Raw genomic sequence first — 16,013 nt, 5'->3', positions numbered from 1 at the left:
GTATGGTTGAGGATCCAGAATACTGTAAAGGTGCCTAGTAGTGAAGCGTAAGAGAGGGGAGATTGAAGAGTGGCTTAAACGAGTAGTGTTCGGCGGCCGGAGAGACGAGTACGTGGTTTACATTAGATTCCGCACTGAGCAGGGCGAGGTCTTAAAGCCTATACCCGGCGGCGTCATCGAGGATTTCAGAGGAGGCTTAATCTACACGCGTAGCGAGGTCATCCCAGTCCACAGGGTAGAGGAAATCAGGGATAAAAACGATAGAGTTATATACAGGAGGAGAAGCTAGATCCAACCTCTCAGCTTCATTGCTTTAACAACACGGTCAACAGCAATAGCGTATGCCGCCGTCCTCATGGGGTGAGTAGAGAACCTCTTCATCCAGTCACTGTAGACTCTATCAAAGTTCAGGGACATCATTTTATCGAGTCTTGCTAAAGCCTCCTCGTCAGTCAGCCAGCACCCCATTCTATTGTGACTCCACTCAATCCAGCTCATTACAACACCTCCAGCGTTAGCTAGGATGTCTGGTACTATGACCACTCCCTTCTCGTGTAGTATTGCCTCTGCCTCCGGGGTGGTCGGCCCATTAGCAGCCTCCACGATCACCTTGGCTTTTACTCTCCCAGCATTCTCCCTGGTTATAACATCCTGTATCGCTGCTGGCACAAGGATGTCTACTGGTAGCTCTAGTAGCTCCATGTGGTTGCCTGAAACCCTGGCGTCACCCTTACTGTAGCTTGTCACTTTACCAGTGCTCTCCTTAACTCTCTTAACCTCCTCTACATCGAGTCCCTTCGGGTCGTACACGTATCCACTGCTATCGCTTACAGCAACGACTCTAGCACCCCATTTAGCAAGGTATTCTGCTGCATAAGTACCCACGTTGCCGAAGCCGTGGACTGCTACTGTTCTACCTTCAAGCCCGCCTAGTATTCTCCTAGCTGCTTCCCTTGCTATAAGAGCTACACCATACCCTGTTGATATAACACGGGCTTGAAGCCCGCCTAGCTCAGGTGGTTTAGCTGTGACAACACCCCAAGCCGGGTACCCTGCTATCTTACTGTACTCGTCGAAGTACCATGCCATTATCTGCGGGTTCGTGTATACGTCGGGGGCTGGTATATCGATGTCTGGTCCAACCTCTCTTGCTATCGCAGCAAAGAATTTTCTACTAGCTTCCTCCAGCTCTCTTGGAGTGAGCTTCTTAGGGTCTACTCTAAGACCGCCTTTACCTCCACCGTAAGGTATTCCAGCAAGCGAGGTCTTCCAGGTCATCCACATTGATAAGGCGACTACTTCACCTGGAGTAGTATCCTCACCGTACCTTATCCCGCCTTTGTAGGGTCCTAGAGCACTATTATGCTGGCTCCTCCAGCCCAGGTACGTTTCAATTCTCCCATTCTCTCTTCGAATAGTCACCTTGACTTGAATCAGCTTCTCAGGGTGCCTTAAGGCCTCTACAATGTCGTCAGAGAGCCCTAGGAGCGATGCTGACTCACGAAGCTGCTTTACAGCCATCTGGTAGACAGGGTCGTTCTCGTAGAGTGAGGCTTGAGCACTCATATACCATCTCCAGCTAACCTATACTATCCTAGACGCCTTTAAAACTTTACTAGATTACCAAGACGACTATAAATCATACAATCTTATAGATACCCATGATATTAGAATAAAGCATCATAATATCCCGCGTAACCCTCAGGTATAAACTCTCATCTCGAACTTTCTATTCAAGTGCTATCACGCCGGCAACTCTAAGATGAAATTGCTAAACGGTAAGGAAGGTGAAGCAGGACCTCTCAAGAAGCGGAATAAGAGGAACTTTATATGAGTCTACTGGGTATACATGTATTTAGGGCCACTCTAATGGAAGAAAGTAAACTTCATTCAAAACTTTTAATTCAGCTACCAACATTAACACTGCTGACATCAGTAGAAATACCGGTTCCAAGGCCGATTCACACCTAGAATACGGATATGTAGCAGGTGAATGTAAACTTCACCCACTATTACTACTTAACCCTCCATTTAATGGTAGAGCTCAGGCAACAGAAAAATGCTACTGAAACCTGGATATTTAGTTCACTGATGAGAGTTCAGGGTACTTACAAAGCTGGAACAGCAATATATGCTAGAGGTGTTTTCCGGCTACAGAAGACTAAATTATGTGATGAGTAGAGGTATCCTGCTCTCTAGAGTAGTGTAGCAGAACATACCTTCGACGAGTCGCTAGACCTGTTAAAGGTACCGGATTAAAGGATAAATATACGACTATACTTAGATCGTGGTGAGGAATTAAACTTGGGTAGGCTGAAGATACTAGTTATCTCTTACCTGGTATTCTTCACTTTACTCGCGACTACATGCTATGTTATCCTCTACCTGTTTCACCCTATTTACGAGCCTACTATAGGTGATCCTATAGGATCAATGTGGCTTGCCAGAATGATGTATAAGGGTGAAATTGGTGACTGCGAGGGACTAACGTGTAGCTATGGAGGTGTTAAAGTATACTTTGGAGAGAATGAGTAGAGCCTGGAAGTAAAGCTGCCGGTTCCTGATAACTACACTTGGTTTAAAACTGATATCCTCAACTATCCGGCAATACGTATATACAATATTACTCAAAAGAACTTAAATTGGGCTGTAGAATACAATAGGGCTCACGCTAGAGTCTTCTATATAGGTAGATTTACATTCAACTTCACAGTCTATATGAATGAGGAGCCTCCTCAACCCTATCTTTTAACCTACAGGGGCGAGGAGGAAGAATTAGTGGGAGAAAAAATTGCTAGATTGGAGAGAGTCCGCTACGCGTTGCTTTACCCCAGTATTAGACCGGGAATACTAGTAGAGGGTAGCGAGTGGGCTAAAGGCGAAGTAGTGTTAGAGGGGCAAGTTTACAAGCTACTAGTAGGATACTACTATAACTACACGCTACTCCTCAACGGTAGACCTGTGCTTAAATCCCCTCTCTCTAGCATCATCTACCTTCAGAATGGAGATACACTGTGGGCTTCAGTATGGCCGATGGATGGCGACCTAGCCTACACTGAAGATAAGTGTATTCAAGGATCTCGAAGCATCAAGAATGCTCTTACCGGGGATTACACTGAGGTTCTAGGGAGCCTAAGAAGAGGCTGGAACAACCTTACTTTAATTGTAGACGTACATGTTATCGATGATGCTATCGACCTAGTCCAAGGCACTCGCTACATAACAGCTCGCCCAGCTAGTGGAGCTATAGTGTTGAAGCTAGGCCCTCCATTCATAATGATACTTGAAGCACGGAGAGTAGTTGACTCAGACCTCTACTTCCCGATTCTCGTGGCATGTATTCCTTCAGCCTTTCCACCAGCATATATAGTATATAGAGTTCGAGGGTGGGTAGCACGCGTGCTCTTATACTCTCTCTAACTGGTATTCTACTGCTTGCTGCCAGCGTTTACTTCCTCCAGGTATCCGAGGAATTCACAGATATCTCCACGATGATCGGCCCTGTTACAGCTACTCTAGAACCCGGGGAGGCTTACAGCTATACTTTCCAGTGGAGAGTAGTAGAGCGGAATCCCCGGTCGATCTCAGGGAGAGGCTACTTAATCTACGAAGCCTTCGCTGGGCCTTCATCGTGCAGTAATATCGGCTTCCTCTCACTTAGTATTCATGATTCATGCCACTGGACTATCTTTGGAGTCAAGCTTACTAATACCACGCCGGCCTCAGGGCACGTTAATTTAACACTAGTTGTTAGAAAGCCGGGTAATAGCTATGAGATCAGAGCCGTCAAGCCGAGGGAATGGGTGTTCATAACTATAACTTCTACCGAGCCGTACACCACTTTTATCTTAAACACAGGTAGCACTCCAGTCGATATTGAAGCATGGTACGGGCTGGGAGATCACGATGAGAGCAAACCCTACATTAAGCTCGCACTACTATCCGCTACTATAGGGGTGGTACTTGTAGCAGCATCTGCTGTAATCACGGCTCAACGGGTACTTAAACGTGAGTGGGGTTTACGAGGAGTTAAGGCTCTAGTAGAAGCCCTGCTTAGAATTAACAGGTTTCCTAGGGAGGCTTCAGACCTCACACGGCTCTTCATTGCTGGAGTGCTCGGAACCGAAGTCGCTCATCACTTATTGTGTTTTAATCCCAGTAGAGTCATTTAAAGTTTAACAGGGGGTAGTGTTGAAGCCCGCGTTACTCGTAGTCGACATGTTGAAGGAGTTCGTGTACGGCCGTCTTAAGAGCCCTAGCGCTGTCAGGATAGTGCCAGTTATAAGAGAGCTTGTATCAGCAGCTAGAAGCACGGGTATCCCAGTCGTATACCTGGCTGACAGCCACCTTCCATTCGACTACGAGTTATCCATATGGGGCCGCCACGCGATGCAGGGGGACCCGGAGTCCAGTATCATTGATGAGCTTAAGCCTGAGCCCGGCGACATAGTACTCTACAAGAGATCTTATAGTGGCTTCAGGGAGACAGGGTTAGACTACGTGCTGAGAGACCTCGGCGTTGACACTGTGATCCTGACCGGAATACACACTCATATATGCGTAATGCATACGGCTATTGATGCCTTCTACAATAGGTACAAGCTGATTATTGTTGAAGATGCAGTTAGCGCTTTCAGCGAGAGCGATCATGAATGGGCTTTAAACTACATGAAGTCTATTCTCGGGGCGAGAATAGTGAAGTCTAGTGAAGTACTCGACATGATTAAGCGTGGAGTAGTTTAACACTATGATAGACTGCAGGCTACTGGATCTAGCTAGAGAGCTCTCAGCAGGCTCCAGGTTCCCTCTGAGAGAGCTACTAGCAGTCCTGCTAGGAGTCTTCAGAAGCGGGTATGGGAGAGTATACGTTTCGAGGAAAACAGGTATCCCGGAGAGAAGAGTTAGAAGCATATACGAGTACATAGCTGGCTTGAAGCAGGCGATGCCAGGTTTATACGTGGAGGTTGCAGAAGGGTTTAGTGAGGTTAAAATACTCGCTGCACAGGCTGGAGAATACTATGCAACAGTCTTCACTCCTGTCAGCCCAAGCCTCCTCAAGGCTGTTGAGTCAAGGATTGTCGAGTTAAGAGACTGGATTATCGTGGAGGCTGGAGATAGAGGCTGTATCGAAGTCATAGGGTTAAGCACCGGGAGGCCTGTCTTCCCCCGTGTCCCCGAGGAGCTACAGGATAAGTACCTGGAGATTCTCCCGGAGGAGATACTCGTAGATAACTCTCTTATAGTCTTGTGGAGGAAGTACACTCCAATACTCTCTGAATCCATAGTACTTAGTGCTCTAGCAAGCCTGTGCAGAGAACTCTAGTAGCAGGGTACTAGCACCCTTCTTCCACCAGGCATAGAGGCTACTGTGAACGCTGTACCATAGGCTTCCTCTACTAGTCTAGGGTTCTCTAAGAGCTCCTCGAGGCGGCCACTGAAGATTATAGCCCCCTTCCTGAGTAGCAGGATATAGTCGCATGTATGCGATGCAAAGATAGGGTCGTGGGTTGCTATAATACTAGTCGAAGAGCTAGTTCTCCTCCTGATGATTCTCGATAGCACAGGCTTAAAGCCTACGTCTACGTGGGCATCAGGTTCATCGAGTAGCAGGTAGCGTGGATTCTTAATGAAGGCTGCTGCTAGAATTACTCTTTGAAGCTCACCGCTACTCAACTCATCCACGTACCTGTCGAGTAAGCCTGCTACGCCGAGCTCCACGGAGACCCCTGTAATAGCATCCCCGGGATCCACTGCTCCCAGAGGGTAAAGCGCCATCTCAAGGACTTCTCTAACCTTTAATGACAGGCTGGTAGATACTAGTGTAGGCGAGCTGTAGGAGAGAATCCTTGATAGAACTGCTAGAGGTGTTCTTGAAACCTCCTGGCCATCTAAGAGTATTGTGCCCTTGTAGCTGGTGATTCTTGCTATTGCTCGGAGAAGCGTAGACTTCCCTGAGGCGTTAGGGCCTATAAGGCAGGTTACAGCTCTATCCATGATCCTGAATGAAGCCTTCTCCAACCCCTTCAATCCACGGGCATACTCTACTGTTACACTACTACCCTCAATCATCTTAATGCACCCCGTTTAAAGACTAGCAGGTAGATGAAGTAGGGGGCCCCGATGAGAGAAGCTACAGCACCGGCAGGTACTTCACCCCAGACAGCCGTGAAAACCCTCCTGCTAGTAAAATCCGTTAAGTACAGTAGAGTCGAAGACAGCAGAATTGCTACAGGCCCGACAACCCTGTTATCACTCCTACCAGTTATGTACCTAGCCATGTGGGGTGATGCCAGCCCGATGAAGCCTATCAACCCGTACATCGAGGTGACAATACTACTCGAGAGGCCAGCCACAATGATTGATGTAAGACGGGTTATACGGGGATTAAACCCTGCTGTAACCGCGAACTCATCGCTAACACTGAGAGTGTTAAGAGGTTTAGCTATAAGAGTGAACAATACAGTAGAGAACACGAGGGTGCCAGCTAGCACTTGAAGCTTCTCAGGTGTAGATGTAATAAAGCTGCCAACAAGCAGAAGCTGAGCGTACGGGTATACTCTCACAGCGATATAGGATAGTAGCACTGAAGCCCCTGATAGAAGAGAGTTCACGCCTATACCTGCTAGAATATACGAGGAGGATGTTCCAGCAAGCTTCTCAGCGAGAAGAATCGTTAAAGCCAGGGCTGCAAGACCCCCCATCATCGAGAACACCTGTACTCCGAGAAAGTATCCATTAAAAGCTATCACTGAGAGATACGTTGCTGTGAGAGCCCCGCTTCCAACACCCAGTAGATAGTGGTCTACAAGCGGGTTGCGTAGAGATGATTGAAGTAGAACTCCTGCTAGAGCTATAATAGCACCAGTAAATAACGCTGATAAAATCCTGTTAAGCCTATAGTTAAATACCAGCGGGCTTACACCATTAAGATCGTAGAGTAGTAAAACTAATAGTATTAAAAGCGTAGCTAGCAGGAAAAAAGAGGTTGACTTCAAGTCCTCCTCGCCTTAAACCTCACTAGTACTAGCAGCGTGATTAAAGCTACTATGGTTGCAGCTACCACTACTACAGTAGCAGTGGGGAAGCTGGATTCACCCGCTACCACAGGTTTCGTAGACGTGATATTCGAGCGGGTTAAAGCCCCGTAGATTACGCTGGGAGCGTAGAGTACTAGAGGACCTGGCCTTGAGAGTATGTCAGTTTCACTCTGGTTTAATACTACGATAGGTTTACCGAGGTTTAGTAGCCCGCTCTCCTTTAACTGGGGCTCCATGGAGGTAGCACCCCACTCCCAGCCTACTATTATTATGTCTGGGTTCAGCCTGGCGACATCCTCAAGACTAAGCATCCCCCACCCGTACACACCGCTGCCAGCGTTCACTAATGTAAGCCTTCCAAGAAGATCGTCTACGAATGTCCCAGAGCCCGCTACCCATATCCCCCCGGTTAAGCTGACAACGTAGAGTACTCTAACCCCCCTGTACTCTTCAATTATAAGACTCCTGTACTTCTCTATCTCTTCGTTGAGCTTTCTGTTAAACTCGTTGAAGAGGCTACTTCTATTCACTATCTGGGAGACCGTGTATACATCGCTTAAAACATCACTAATGCTTCTAGCGGATCCCCCCGAAAGGTAGACTACCGTGATATTATATCTATTGAAGAAGTCTAGGAGCGGGGCATGGGCTCCTCTATCAGCTAGCACTAGATCCGGGTTTAACTCGAGTATCTTCTCAGCTTTAATACTAGACCACCAGTATCCTCCTACATCAACAGTATTTCTCGACTTCAGTACCATGGATACGTTCAGCCATTCATCACTAAGGGATATGGAGTCTGCTCCCACCACGTATTCCAGTGCATTCAGGTATGCTAGAATCTCTGTTATTGAGGGGGCGAGTGAAACTATTCTTCTAGGTGCTTCTGGAATACTCACAGTTCTACCAAGAGAGTCCTGTACTACTATTGATGCGTTAACAGGTATTGTAGTGGCAATTAGCACTACGAGTACTATGAGGTAGATTACAGTGCTTCGAGCAAGCTGCTTGGACATTTCGTCCAACACCATTGTTAAGTCTACTGTATTCACCCTTTAAAAAGCATCAAGCTACTTCTGAAGCCTGCGGTTAAAGCTTCAACCCGGCAGTGTACAGAAGGTTCTCGGCTTCCACGGGGTGTAGTTTAGCTGTAATAACCAGCGAGTGGGGTGGGGGAGGATAGCTCTGCTCTCTCAGGTAGCGTAGTCTACCAGCTCTCACAAGCTCTGTACTCCATCCTAGTCTAGCTATAGCTACACCTATTTGATCCATTAGCATGCCCTTCTCGTCGAGCTCGCCGAGAATAGTGATCGCTTCAGGTATAGTCATAGCTAGCCCCTCTTCTACTCTCAAGTCGAGTAGTATTAGAGTGTGAAGGTTCCGCTCTAGGTTACTGTAGATGGTTTCCACGACGCTGTAAGGCTTGAAGTCCCTGGGGTATACTAGTGTAACCATCTTACCAAACCTGTAGGATTGAAGTCCAAGCCTACTGTAGATTAAGCTTACAATAGAGACCCCTGATGCAATCCTTACTTCAACCCCTCTCCTCAAGGCTTCAACTCTAATAGCATCATGAGTAGTTGCAACAAAAGGGTCGCCGGGGCAGGCTACAGCTACATTCATTCTCTCCGCTTCGCTCACTACTCTACTGATTCCTTCGCCTTCGAGATCCGCTCGCCTAGCATAGACTACTTCAGCTGAAGGATTCACTCGTTTAATCCACTCGTATCCATCCTCGTAGATCGATGTATAGGTGTCAACGTAGATCTTGTCGGCCATCCCTAATAGTTCAAGGGCTTCCTGCGTTAGATGCCTACGGGAGTACCCTAATCCTACGAAAGCCAGCATTACAGTAAACCCCGTGCCGGTGAATCCGTTTCCAAGTAGACTCTATTAAAGACTTCAACCCCTGGTACTTGACTCGCGAATACTTCTCGCTGTAAGCACCACCATGTACGCTAGGAACATATTGTATAGTAGTGTTGAGATTATCATAGTAACACTCCTCCCCTCATACAGAAGCTCGAATAAGCTCCTCATATGAGGTGAGCTCCTAAGGTAGATTACAAGCTTGTATAGCAGTGAGTCTACACCATAGCTTAGAATCACGCGCTGCTCAGCTGAGATCCAGGCTTGATCCTCTACTATTAGTATATCACCACCTATTACTGTAGCCGGGAACTCTACTAGCATCCCGGTTATAACGCCTGTGAGCACTGGTGTAAGCATGTATAGCGCGAGAACACGGTAGCTAACCCTACGGATATTCCTGGCAAGAAAGACTGCAAGGAAGGGGGATACCCAGGTATAGTAGTTTATATTGCCAACTTTATTCAGCATGATGACTAGTAGGAGCTGGATTGTAAAGTATCCTAGTAGCATATCCTCGTTTACAGGAGGATTAACGTAGTAGGCTACTGTAACCGCGAGCACTGCTGCAACAAATGGTATTATCCAAGCCCACGTAATCCACTGCGGTAGAGCATTCAAATCATACCACGCCATGTATAATGGGAGAGCCCACAAACTATAGTTCTGCGGGTAGCGGACAGCGTGGAAGAACGTTGTCTTCTCGATGAAAGCCCAGGGGTCAACGAGAATGAAAGGTGCTGATATGAGTAGAACTGTAGCTAGAACTATACTAAGCGATTTGAAAGCACTCCTATAACCCTCCTCCTTCAACTGAGATATAATAGGGAAGAGGACCAGGATGGCCAGCACCTGCTTCACTAGTGCTGAGAGAGCTATTGCTACAGCTGATAAAGTATACTTCTTCTCAGCAGCATATAAGAAGCCTACGGCAAGGAGTAGTGTCGCGATCAGGTCAAACTGGTATTCAGCTACAACAATATATCCAATAGCATTCAGCAGCCATAAATCCCCAGCTCTCCCCCCGTACCTCTTATTGAGGATGTAGTATACTCCATTAAATGCTGCGAGCAAGGGGAGTTTAACTATAAGCCTAGTAAGATAGATGTTGAGTGACAGGCTCCAGGCAACGTAGTATGGGATCACGAAGAAGTATATGGCTAGAGGCGGGTAAGCTACCTTCGCTCTTAGAGGCCCACTGTAAATCTCGAAGAATCTCCCCTTCAGAAAGTAGTCTTCAAACCAGTAGTTCACGAAGTATCTTACATCATAGTAGTTCCACTCTGAGACCGCTAGCACGAGCAGGACTACATTAGCTGCAATCACCTTCCACCATTTCCCGGCAGACGAAAGCTTTTCTAGCATACGTAGATGACACCACTAGTAAAGGCATGCAGCTATTTACTTTAATGTCTCCACCATGATAAAAACCTAGTGTAGTCTACAGGGATGCTTCATGTTGAATCAAAGCCGGCTTGAACTAGTCTACGTGAAGCTCGGAGGAAGCTTAATCACAGTTAAAAGCAAGCCTGTCACAGTGAAATCCGAGGCCCTTGACACCGTGGTTAAAGCTCTACGTCGAGTATACGGGAGAGTAGGACTCGTGTTAGGCAACGGGGGAGGCAGCTTCGCCCACTACGCTGTAAGAAGATACTGTAATGGGGACCCAGCTATCTGCATCTCTAAATGTCACCAGTCAACTAGACTCCTTAATAGACTGATAGTAGACTACCTAGTGTCCTCTGGGATACCGGCATCTAGCGTGCAGACTAGCGCGTTCATCACTGTTAAACCTGGAGGGGGATTCCAGGTGTTTTACGAGCCGGTTGCCAGCCTGCTCTCCCTTAACGTGATACCCGTAGTGTATGGTGAGTGCCTTCCATCAGATGAAGGCCCGGTAGTAATCTCCACTGAAGAAGTCTTCGGGCTCCTCGCTGAAGTGTTAAAGCCTTCAAGAATAGTGCTTCTAACAGATGTAAAAGGCATCTACACGTGTAACCCATCTAAGTGTAGTAATCCAGAGCTCGTGAGAAGAATAGATAAGAGTAATCTAAGCTTAATCCTCGATAACCTCAGAGAGGAGGCTAAAGCTGATGTAACTGGGAGCATATACGGTAAGATTGAATCAATGAGTAGGCTTTCAAGCAAGCTTGGGGTTAGAGTGATCATGACGTCTGGCTTCAACGCTGACGAGGTAGTTAGTGCTATTCTTAAAGGAGAGGTGGGGGAGGGAACAGTCATAGAAGTATGATCTCAACGCGATCAGAAGCCTGGTGCACGTCATCGCGCAGCGGCTACGCGCTTTTAACCATCATCACCTCTAAGTATATCAATTAGCCCGATGATTTATATTACTTTTCCTTAAGGCATAAGATTAAGGGGTTTAAATGGCTGTCGATAAGATAAGCCCTGTAATAGAAGCCCTAGCAAGCGCTTTCAGCAAGGTTAGCGGTATAGGAGTCTGGATGTTTCTAGCAGGGTTTACAATACTATTGGTCATAGGGTTCTCGTTCGCCCTTGTAGTGTTTATTAGAGCTCTGAAAGAAATACCTAATCTAACTGTAAGCCAGTTCCTCAAGCTGACTATTGCCCTAGCTGTAATCTTGATGATTGTAGGCTTAATTATCCCTTAAAAATCACGGTTTTCTAGGGAATACCTTGAATCCAGGGTACCTCGGCTTCTCCAGCTCCTCAGCTATCTCTAGAAGCCTGTTGTACTTGGCTGTCCTCTCGCCTCTAGCCGGTGCACCAGTCTTAATTAAGCCTGCTGAGAGCCCTACAGCAATATCAGCTATCGCTGTATCCTCCGTCTCCCCGCTTCTATGACTGATTATAGCTCTATAGTTGCTTTCATATGCTAGTTTAATTACCTCCATGGTCTCAGAGAGAGTACCAACCTGGTTTACCTTCACTAGTATAGCGTTCCCAGCCCCTACGCTAATCCCTCTTGAGAGTCTCGAGGGATTCGTAGTGAACAAGTCGTCTCCAACTATTAGTATCCTGCCTCCAAGCCTTCTACGCATTTCAGCAAAGCCTTCAAACTCCTCTTCGTGTAAGGGGTCCTCTATGCTTACTATAGGGTAGTCTTCTACTAGCTTCTCGTAGAGCTGAATCATGTCGTCTCTACTCAGCTCTCTACCCTCCACTACGTAGACGCCTTTATCCTCCCTGTAGAATTGCGAGCTAGCTGCATCTAGTGCTAGAGCTACCTCCCCGCCTGGCTCGTAGCCTGCTCTACGTATAGCCTCCATGAGGAGGTCTAGTGCATCCCTTATCTTCTCCAGTGGCGGCGCGTACCCGCCTTCATCACCGACATTTATGGCTGTAGGCCCGTACTTCTCTTTGATTACGGCTTTCAAATCCTGGTAGACTTCGACTGCAGCCCTCATAGCGTCGTGGAAGCTGCTGAACCCGGCTGGAACGATCATGAACTCCTGGAAGTCCAGCTTGTTGCCGGCGTGGACTCCCCCGTTGATCACGTTGAGTAATGGTACTGGCAACACGTCAGCTGCCTTGCCCCCGAGATAGTAGTATAATGGAACGCCCATTGTTGAAGCTGCAGCTTTAGCTACAGCAAGGCTTGTTGCAACAATAGCGTTGCCTCCAATCCTAGCCTTGTTTGGTGTACCGTCGATCTCAATGAGCTTTGAGTCTACTTCAAGCTGGCGCCTCGAGTTCATGCCTATGAGAGCCTTAGCTATCATTCTATTAACATTTTCAACGGCTTTTGAAACCCCTTTACCCTTGAACTCTCTACCACCATCTCTCACTTCTACAGCTTCATGCCTGCCAGTTGAAGCACCACTTGGAGCGTTAGCTACACCTACACCGAGGCCTTCTGTGACTACTCTAACCTGTACCGTCGGGTTACCTCTGCTGTCGAGTACCATTCTCCCCCTTACATCCCTGATTACATATATATCATCGTAGACATCCATGTATACAGTCATAGAGTCCACCGGGAGTGACTGATTCATGGAGGCTTTATTATGGTTAACTCTGACAGCTAACATCACTACATCCTACACTGCGTGGTGCCTGCTTACTCTTAGAATACTCGGTAAACTCAAGAATCCACTCCTATACCTCTCCTTCCCGGTGTCTATTCTAAGCGTGATGCTAGCCGCTGGCTCAGCAGTCTACTCGAAGCCCCAGTTACTCCTAGCTATTCTTGTAGCCCTCGCACTATACTTTACTGCAGGAAGGCTGGTGGACTGGAAAATTATTTTAGTACCGCTACCACTAGTCACAGCAATAGTAATACTACCTCTGGTGTAGCAGTCATGGAGAAGCAGGTGTTAAAATGCCCTAAGTGTGGTAGCAGCAATGTAGATGTAGAGAGAACCTGGCAGCTCACCTCCCCTCTACCAGACTCTAAAGGCAGGATCACTATTACAGTAATGGGGGTCCTCAAGTGCAGGAACTGCGGTTACAGGTGGAAGGGGGTTGTAAGCAAGCTGAAGGTTGGAGGCGAAGAAGTCGAGATTGAAGGCAGTAAGAGAAAAATCGAGGATCACGGGGAACCCAGGCCACCTAAGGAGATAGTCATAGACCTTGATGAACTGTTGAGTGAGGAGTAGAAGAGTTCTTGGAGGGGGTCATTGACGCCTAAGACTGATGGAGGCTTCGATCCATCCCTGCAGAATATACTTACAACTCTACTACTAGTCCTCCTAGTGTTATTCGCTATCTCAGCACTAGACTCTAAGACACCACTACTAGCTGTTGTAAAAGGAGTTAGCATGCTTCCAACACTAAGAGAGGGGGATATAGTCTTCTTGAAGAGTGCTTCCCCCGGTGATATAAGAGTAGGTGATGTAGTAGTCTACACGACTCCTAGAGGCGAGCTTGTAATCCACAGAGTTATAGGAGTAGTCGTAGACCATGAAACCAATACATACTACTATAGGACGGAGGGTGATAACAACGTGATTGAGGATCTCCCTAACTACGAGAGAGGCCTAGGCGTGCCCTACAGCAGGATAGTTGGCAAGGTGGTTGAATTCAATGGATATGTATTCAAGATCCCTTATCTAGGCTACATAACACTTCTTCTCAGATCCCTAAGACCTTAACCCTCTATTAATCCAGCTTCTATCACATCTTTAATCCATCTGCCGGTAGCTTTCAGCTTCCCCAGTTTCTCAATATACTCGCTGAACTCTATCTTCTTCCTCCTAGACCACTCCCTGTAGTACTCGTATACTAGTCTAAGGGCTTCAGCATGCCGCTCACACAACCCCTTCACAGTAGCCTCGCGTCTACAAGTTTTCACCGCACACCTACGGCTCCCTAAGTCTACTATACCCAGCCGTATAGCCAGCTGCCTCCCGGCTTGAAGCCTGTTATCATCGAATTTCCTGAGTAGCATGGATAGTGTTTCTCTGGCTTCCTTGAGAACCATGCCTCGCTCTCTAACTCCACGCCTAATATCCTCCATGTACTTCTCGAATTTCCGTGTGAGTTCAACGCTTAGGAGGTCGGGGAAGAATTTCTCTATGACTTCTACTACACCATACCCTAGTTCTGTTGCTTCAACACTTCTAGAGGCTAGACGCAGGTACTTCCTCTCAAATAGCTTCTCTATTATCTGGGCTCTAGTAGCCTCTGTACCTATCTCAACGCTCTCCATCCACCTCAATATATCTATCTTGGTTAGCCTTCTAGGAGGCTTAGTGTAGTGCTCCCTCACGAGTGCTCTCACCACACTTAGCTTGACGCCCTCCCTTAGCCTCGGCAACTCTACTTCACTAGGCTTATGGAACTCGTAGTATCTAAGCCATCCGAGCTCTACTACTCTCTGCCCGCTTGCATGGAACCTCGTGCTCCCCCGAGGAGTTTTAGCAGAGATCGTGTAGCGGGCTATCCTAGCTGGAAGCGCGAAAGCCGCCATGAACCTCCTAGCAATAAGGTCGTATACCAGCCACTCGTCTCTCTCAAGCCTGCCTGGCGTGACCCCTGTAGGATATATGGCTGGATGTGCTGGATCCTCCTTGTCTCCTTCAGCAGGCTTTAGGATCCCGCGGGTTTCTGAGAGAAGGGTTGAAACAAGACTCTTGTATTCCCTAGTAGCTTGCAGGCCCTCTAGTATCTTCCTGTAGTTTATTGAGGGAGGAAGCTTCTGGCTGTTAGTTCTCGGATAGCTTATCAAGGCCTCCAAGTATAGTTTCTCAGCGATTGATTGTGTTCTAGCCGGGCTAAACCCGTATATTCTAGCAGCCTCCTTCTGCAGGTCGCCTAGGTTGAAGGGGGGAGGAGGTTTCAATTGAACGAGTTCTTCGACAACTTTATCGACGACAAGGTAGCTTTGACTCTCTACTTCCCTGGCTACTGCTACCGCCCTACTATGCTCTTCGACTGGGTTCCCAGCGTACTCTAACAGCATCTCGCCTCCATCTACTCTTACTTTAACGCTCACCGTGTACTGGGGTAGTGGTATGAAGTAGTTCCTCTTGGAGATTTCATCGATAACGTACTTTAAAGTGGGTGTTTGAACTCTTCCAGCGCTAAGCGTAATCTTCTTGCCTCCAGCCTCCTCAATAGACTTCATGAGTGCTCTACTAACATTAATACCCCACATCCAGTCTAGCTCATGACGGCAGAGCCCTGCTTCCACCATCTCATAGTCGAGTCCGCTTAGATTGTTGAAGGCTCTTGTGAGCTCCTCTCTTGTGAGAGCGGAGAACTTGGCTCTAAAAGCCCTCTTCAAGTCACCGTTGAATTTTATTATCAGGTAGCCTATAACGCTTCCTTCAACATCGTAGTCACATGCGTTAACATAGTAGTCTGCAATCCGACATAGCTTCCCCAGTATCTCCAGGTACTCTCTAGCATACTCCTTGCCTTCACCTGTAATGTAGACTGGAACCCACTCATACTCGTAGACAGGGTAGCCTTTCATCTTAGTGTGTAATCCGTATAAGTGGCCTACAGCGCTTGCTACAACTATCTGCTGGTTACGACCAGCGACCTCGTATACTGTCACCGAGCCGCTCCTCTTTTTAACATAGCTTGGTGAAAGAGCTTCTGCAATCCTTACAGCAGCCTTAGGCTTCTCCGCGATAACTAGTACTCTACCCTTGAGATCCCATATACTAGGAGACATAA

Annotated in this window: 19 protein-coding genes; 11 read left to right on the top strand and 8 right to left on the bottom strand. The window is 47.4% G+C overall.

Annotated features, from left to right (window positions below; translation table 11 throughout):
- The first annotated feature begins 40 nt into the window (after positions 1-40).
- Complete coding sequence (locus OWQ48_02475) at positions 41-289, top strand: RNA repair domain-containing protein (protein MCY0868082.1); 249 nt, start codon at positions 41-43, stop codon at positions 287-289.
- Here OWQ48_02475 and OWQ48_02470 read toward each other — a convergent pair.
- Positions 286-1,566, bottom strand: coding sequence for a Glu/Leu/Phe/Val dehydrogenase (locus tag OWQ48_02470; GenBank protein ID MCY0868081.1), 1,281 nt, complete (start codon positions 1,564-1,566; stop codon positions 286-288). The genes OWQ48_02475 and OWQ48_02470 overlap by 4 nt on opposite strands.
- Positions 1,567-2,304: 738 nt before the next feature.
- On the opposite strand from OWQ48_02470, the gene OWQ48_02465 reads away from it, so the two are divergent.
- From OWQ48_02465 to OWQ48_02445, 5 genes are all read left to right on the top strand, one after another.
- Positions 2,305-2,535: a hypothetical protein gene (locus OWQ48_02465; protein MCY0868080.1), complete on the top strand. Its 231-nt coding sequence runs from the start codon at positions 2,305-2,307 to the stop codon at positions 2,533-2,535.
- Positions 2,536-2,718: 183 nt separating this feature from the next.
- On the top strand, positions 2,719-3,420 hold the full coding sequence (locus OWQ48_02460; protein MCY0868079.1) for a hypothetical protein: 702 nt from the start codon (positions 2,719-2,721) through the stop codon (positions 3,418-3,420).
- Entirely contained in the window at positions 3,387-4,172 is a 786-nt protein-coding gene (locus OWQ48_02455; protein MCY0868078.1) for a hypothetical protein, read from the top strand. The genes OWQ48_02460 and OWQ48_02455 overlap by 34 nt, the downstream gene beginning before the upstream one ends.
- A gap of 19 nt (positions 4,173-4,191) precedes the next feature.
- Entirely contained in the window at positions 4,192-4,743 is a 552-nt protein-coding gene (locus OWQ48_02450) for a cysteine hydrolase (GenBank protein MCY0868077.1), read from the top strand.
- A 4-nt stretch (positions 4,744-4,747) separates the two neighbouring features.
- Positions 4,748-5,323, top strand: a complete 576-nt coding sequence (locus OWQ48_02445; protein MCY0868076.1) for a hypothetical protein — start codon at positions 4,748-4,750, stop codon at positions 5,321-5,323.
- Here OWQ48_02445 and OWQ48_02440 read toward each other — a convergent pair.
- The 5 genes from OWQ48_02440 to OWQ48_02420 are packed head-to-tail and all read right to left on the bottom strand — an operon-like array spanning position 5,320 to position 10,271.
- Positions 5,320-6,069, bottom strand: a complete 750-nt coding sequence (locus tag OWQ48_02440; GenBank protein ID MCY0868075.1) for an ABC transporter ATP-binding protein — start codon at positions 6,067-6,069, stop codon at positions 5,320-5,322. The two genes, OWQ48_02445 and OWQ48_02440, sit on opposite strands and share 4 nt — an antisense overlap.
- Positions 6,066-6,995, bottom strand: a complete 930-nt coding sequence (locus tag OWQ48_02435) for an iron ABC transporter permease (GenBank protein ID MCY0868074.1) — start codon at positions 6,993-6,995, stop codon at positions 6,066-6,068. The genes OWQ48_02440 and OWQ48_02435 overlap by 4 nt, the downstream gene beginning before the upstream one ends.
- Positions 6,992-8,068: an ABC transporter substrate-binding protein gene (locus OWQ48_02430; protein MCY0868073.1), complete on the bottom strand. Its 1,077-nt coding sequence runs from the start codon at positions 8,066-8,068 to the stop codon at positions 6,992-6,994. Before OWQ48_02430 ends, OWQ48_02435 begins: the two co-directional genes overlap by 4 nt.
- Positions 8,069-8,126: 58 nt before the next feature.
- Positions 8,127-8,885 carry a diphthine synthase gene (gene dph5, locus OWQ48_02425; protein ID MCY0868072.1) on the bottom strand — a complete coding sequence of 253 codons (759 nt, stop codon included), beginning with the start codon at positions 8,883-8,885 and terminating at the stop codon, positions 8,127-8,129.
- Positions 8,886-8,939: 54 nt separating this feature from the next.
- Entirely contained in the window at positions 8,940-10,271 is a 1,332-nt protein-coding gene (locus tag OWQ48_02420; GenBank protein MCY0868071.1) for a hypothetical protein, read from the bottom strand.
- A gap of 94 nt (positions 10,272-10,365) precedes the next feature.
- On the opposite strand from OWQ48_02420, the gene OWQ48_02415 reads away from it, so the two are divergent.
- Together OWQ48_02415 and OWQ48_02410 are read left to right on the top strand one after the other, a co-directional pair.
- Positions 10,366-11,157, top strand: coding sequence for an isopentenyl phosphate kinase (locus tag OWQ48_02415; GenBank protein MCY0868070.1), 792 nt, complete (start codon positions 10,366-10,368; stop codon positions 11,155-11,157).
- Between the two features lie 136 nt (positions 11,158-11,293).
- Positions 11,294-11,539, top strand: a complete 246-nt coding sequence (locus OWQ48_02410) for a hypothetical protein (protein MCY0868069.1) — start codon at positions 11,294-11,296, stop codon at positions 11,537-11,539.
- Between the two features lie 3 nt (positions 11,540-11,542).
- Here OWQ48_02410 and eno read toward each other — a convergent pair whose 3' ends face one another.
- On the bottom strand, positions 11,543-12,883 hold the full coding sequence (gene eno, locus OWQ48_02405; protein ID MCY0868068.1) for a phosphopyruvate hydratase: 1,341 nt from the start codon (positions 12,881-12,883) through the stop codon (positions 11,543-11,545).
- On the opposite strand from eno, the gene OWQ48_02400 reads away from it, so the two are divergent.
- Genes OWQ48_02400 through OWQ48_02390 form a run of 3 tightly spaced genes read left to right on the top strand, consistent with a single transcriptional unit; the run spans position 12,882 to position 13,981 of the window.
- Positions 12,882-13,184, top strand: a complete 303-nt coding sequence (locus OWQ48_02400; protein ID MCY0868067.1) for a hypothetical protein — start codon at positions 12,882-12,884, stop codon at positions 13,182-13,184. The genes eno and OWQ48_02400 overlap by 2 nt on opposite strands.
- A gap of 5 nt (positions 13,185-13,189) precedes the next feature.
- Positions 13,190-13,486, top strand: coding sequence for a chromatin protein Cren7 (locus tag OWQ48_02395; protein MCY0868066.1), 297 nt, complete (start codon positions 13,190-13,192; stop codon positions 13,484-13,486).
- A gap of 21 nt (positions 13,487-13,507) precedes the next feature.
- Positions 13,508-13,981, top strand: coding sequence for a signal peptidase I (locus OWQ48_02390; GenBank protein MCY0868065.1), 474 nt, complete (start codon positions 13,508-13,510; stop codon positions 13,979-13,981).
- On the opposite strand, the gene OWQ48_02385 is transcribed toward OWQ48_02390, so the two are convergent.
- Complete coding sequence (locus OWQ48_02385; GenBank protein MCY0868064.1) at positions 13,978-16,011, bottom strand: DNA topoisomerase I; 2,034 nt, start codon at positions 16,009-16,011, stop codon at positions 13,978-13,980. The two genes, OWQ48_02390 and OWQ48_02385, sit on opposite strands and share 4 nt — an antisense overlap.
- Between the last annotated feature and the right edge of the window lie 2 nt (positions 16,012-16,013).

Source organism: Desulfurococcus sp. (assembly GCA_026626905.1).
In the GTDB taxonomy this organism is placed as follows: domain Archaea; phylum Thermoproteota; class Thermoprotei_A; order Sulfolobales; family Desulfurococcaceae; genus Desulfurococcus.
This window is presented reverse-complemented; position numbering and strand designations above follow the sequence as displayed.

What these genes read in the sequence shown, in the direction of transcription:
- OWQ48_02470 (MCY0868081.1), bottom strand. Translation starts at nt 1,566, where the DNA reads ATGAGTGCTCAAGCCTCACTCTACGAGAACGACCCTGTCTACCAGATG.
- OWQ48_02460 (MCY0868079.1), top strand. Translation starts at nt 2,719, where the DNA reads ATGAATGAGGAGCCTCCTCAACCCTATCTTTTAACCTACAGGGGCGAG.
- OWQ48_02445 (MCY0868076.1), top strand. Translation starts at nt 4,748, where the DNA reads ATGATAGACTGCAGGCTACTGGATCTAGCTAGAGAGCTCTCAGCAGGC.
- OWQ48_02440 (MCY0868075.1), bottom strand. Translation starts at nt 6,069, where the DNA reads ATGATTGAGGGTAGTAGTGTAACAGTAGAGTATGCCCGTGGATTGAAG.
- OWQ48_02430 (MCY0868073.1), bottom strand. Translation starts at nt 8,068, where the DNA reads ATGGTGTTGGACGAAATGTCCAAGCAGCTTGCTCGAAGCACTGTAATC.
- dph5 (MCY0868072.1), bottom strand. Translation starts at nt 8,885, where the DNA reads ATGCTGGCTTTCGTAGGATTAGGGTACTCCCGTAGGCATCTAACGCAG.
- OWQ48_02420 (MCY0868071.1), bottom strand. Translation starts at nt 10,271, where the DNA reads ATGCTAGAAAAGCTTTCGTCTGCCGGGAAATGGTGGAAGGTGATTGCA.
- OWQ48_02410 (MCY0868069.1), top strand. Translation starts at nt 11,294, where the DNA reads ATGGCTGTCGATAAGATAAGCCCTGTAATAGAAGCCCTAGCAAGCGCT.
- OWQ48_02400 (MCY0868067.1), top strand. Translation starts at nt 12,882, where the DNA reads ATGGAGGCTTTATTATGGTTAACTCTGACAGCTAACATCACTACATCC.
- eno (MCY0868068.1), bottom strand. Translation starts at nt 12,883, where the DNA reads ATGAATCAGTCACTCCCGGTGGACTCTATGACTGTATACATGGATGTC.
- OWQ48_02395 (MCY0868066.1), top strand. Translation starts at nt 13,190, where the DNA reads ATGGAGAAGCAGGTGTTAAAATGCCCTAAGTGTGGTAGCAGCAATGTA.
- OWQ48_02385 (MCY0868064.1), bottom strand. Translation starts at nt 16,011, where the DNA reads ATGTCTCCTAGTATATGGGATCTCAAGGGTAGAGTACTAGTTATCGCG.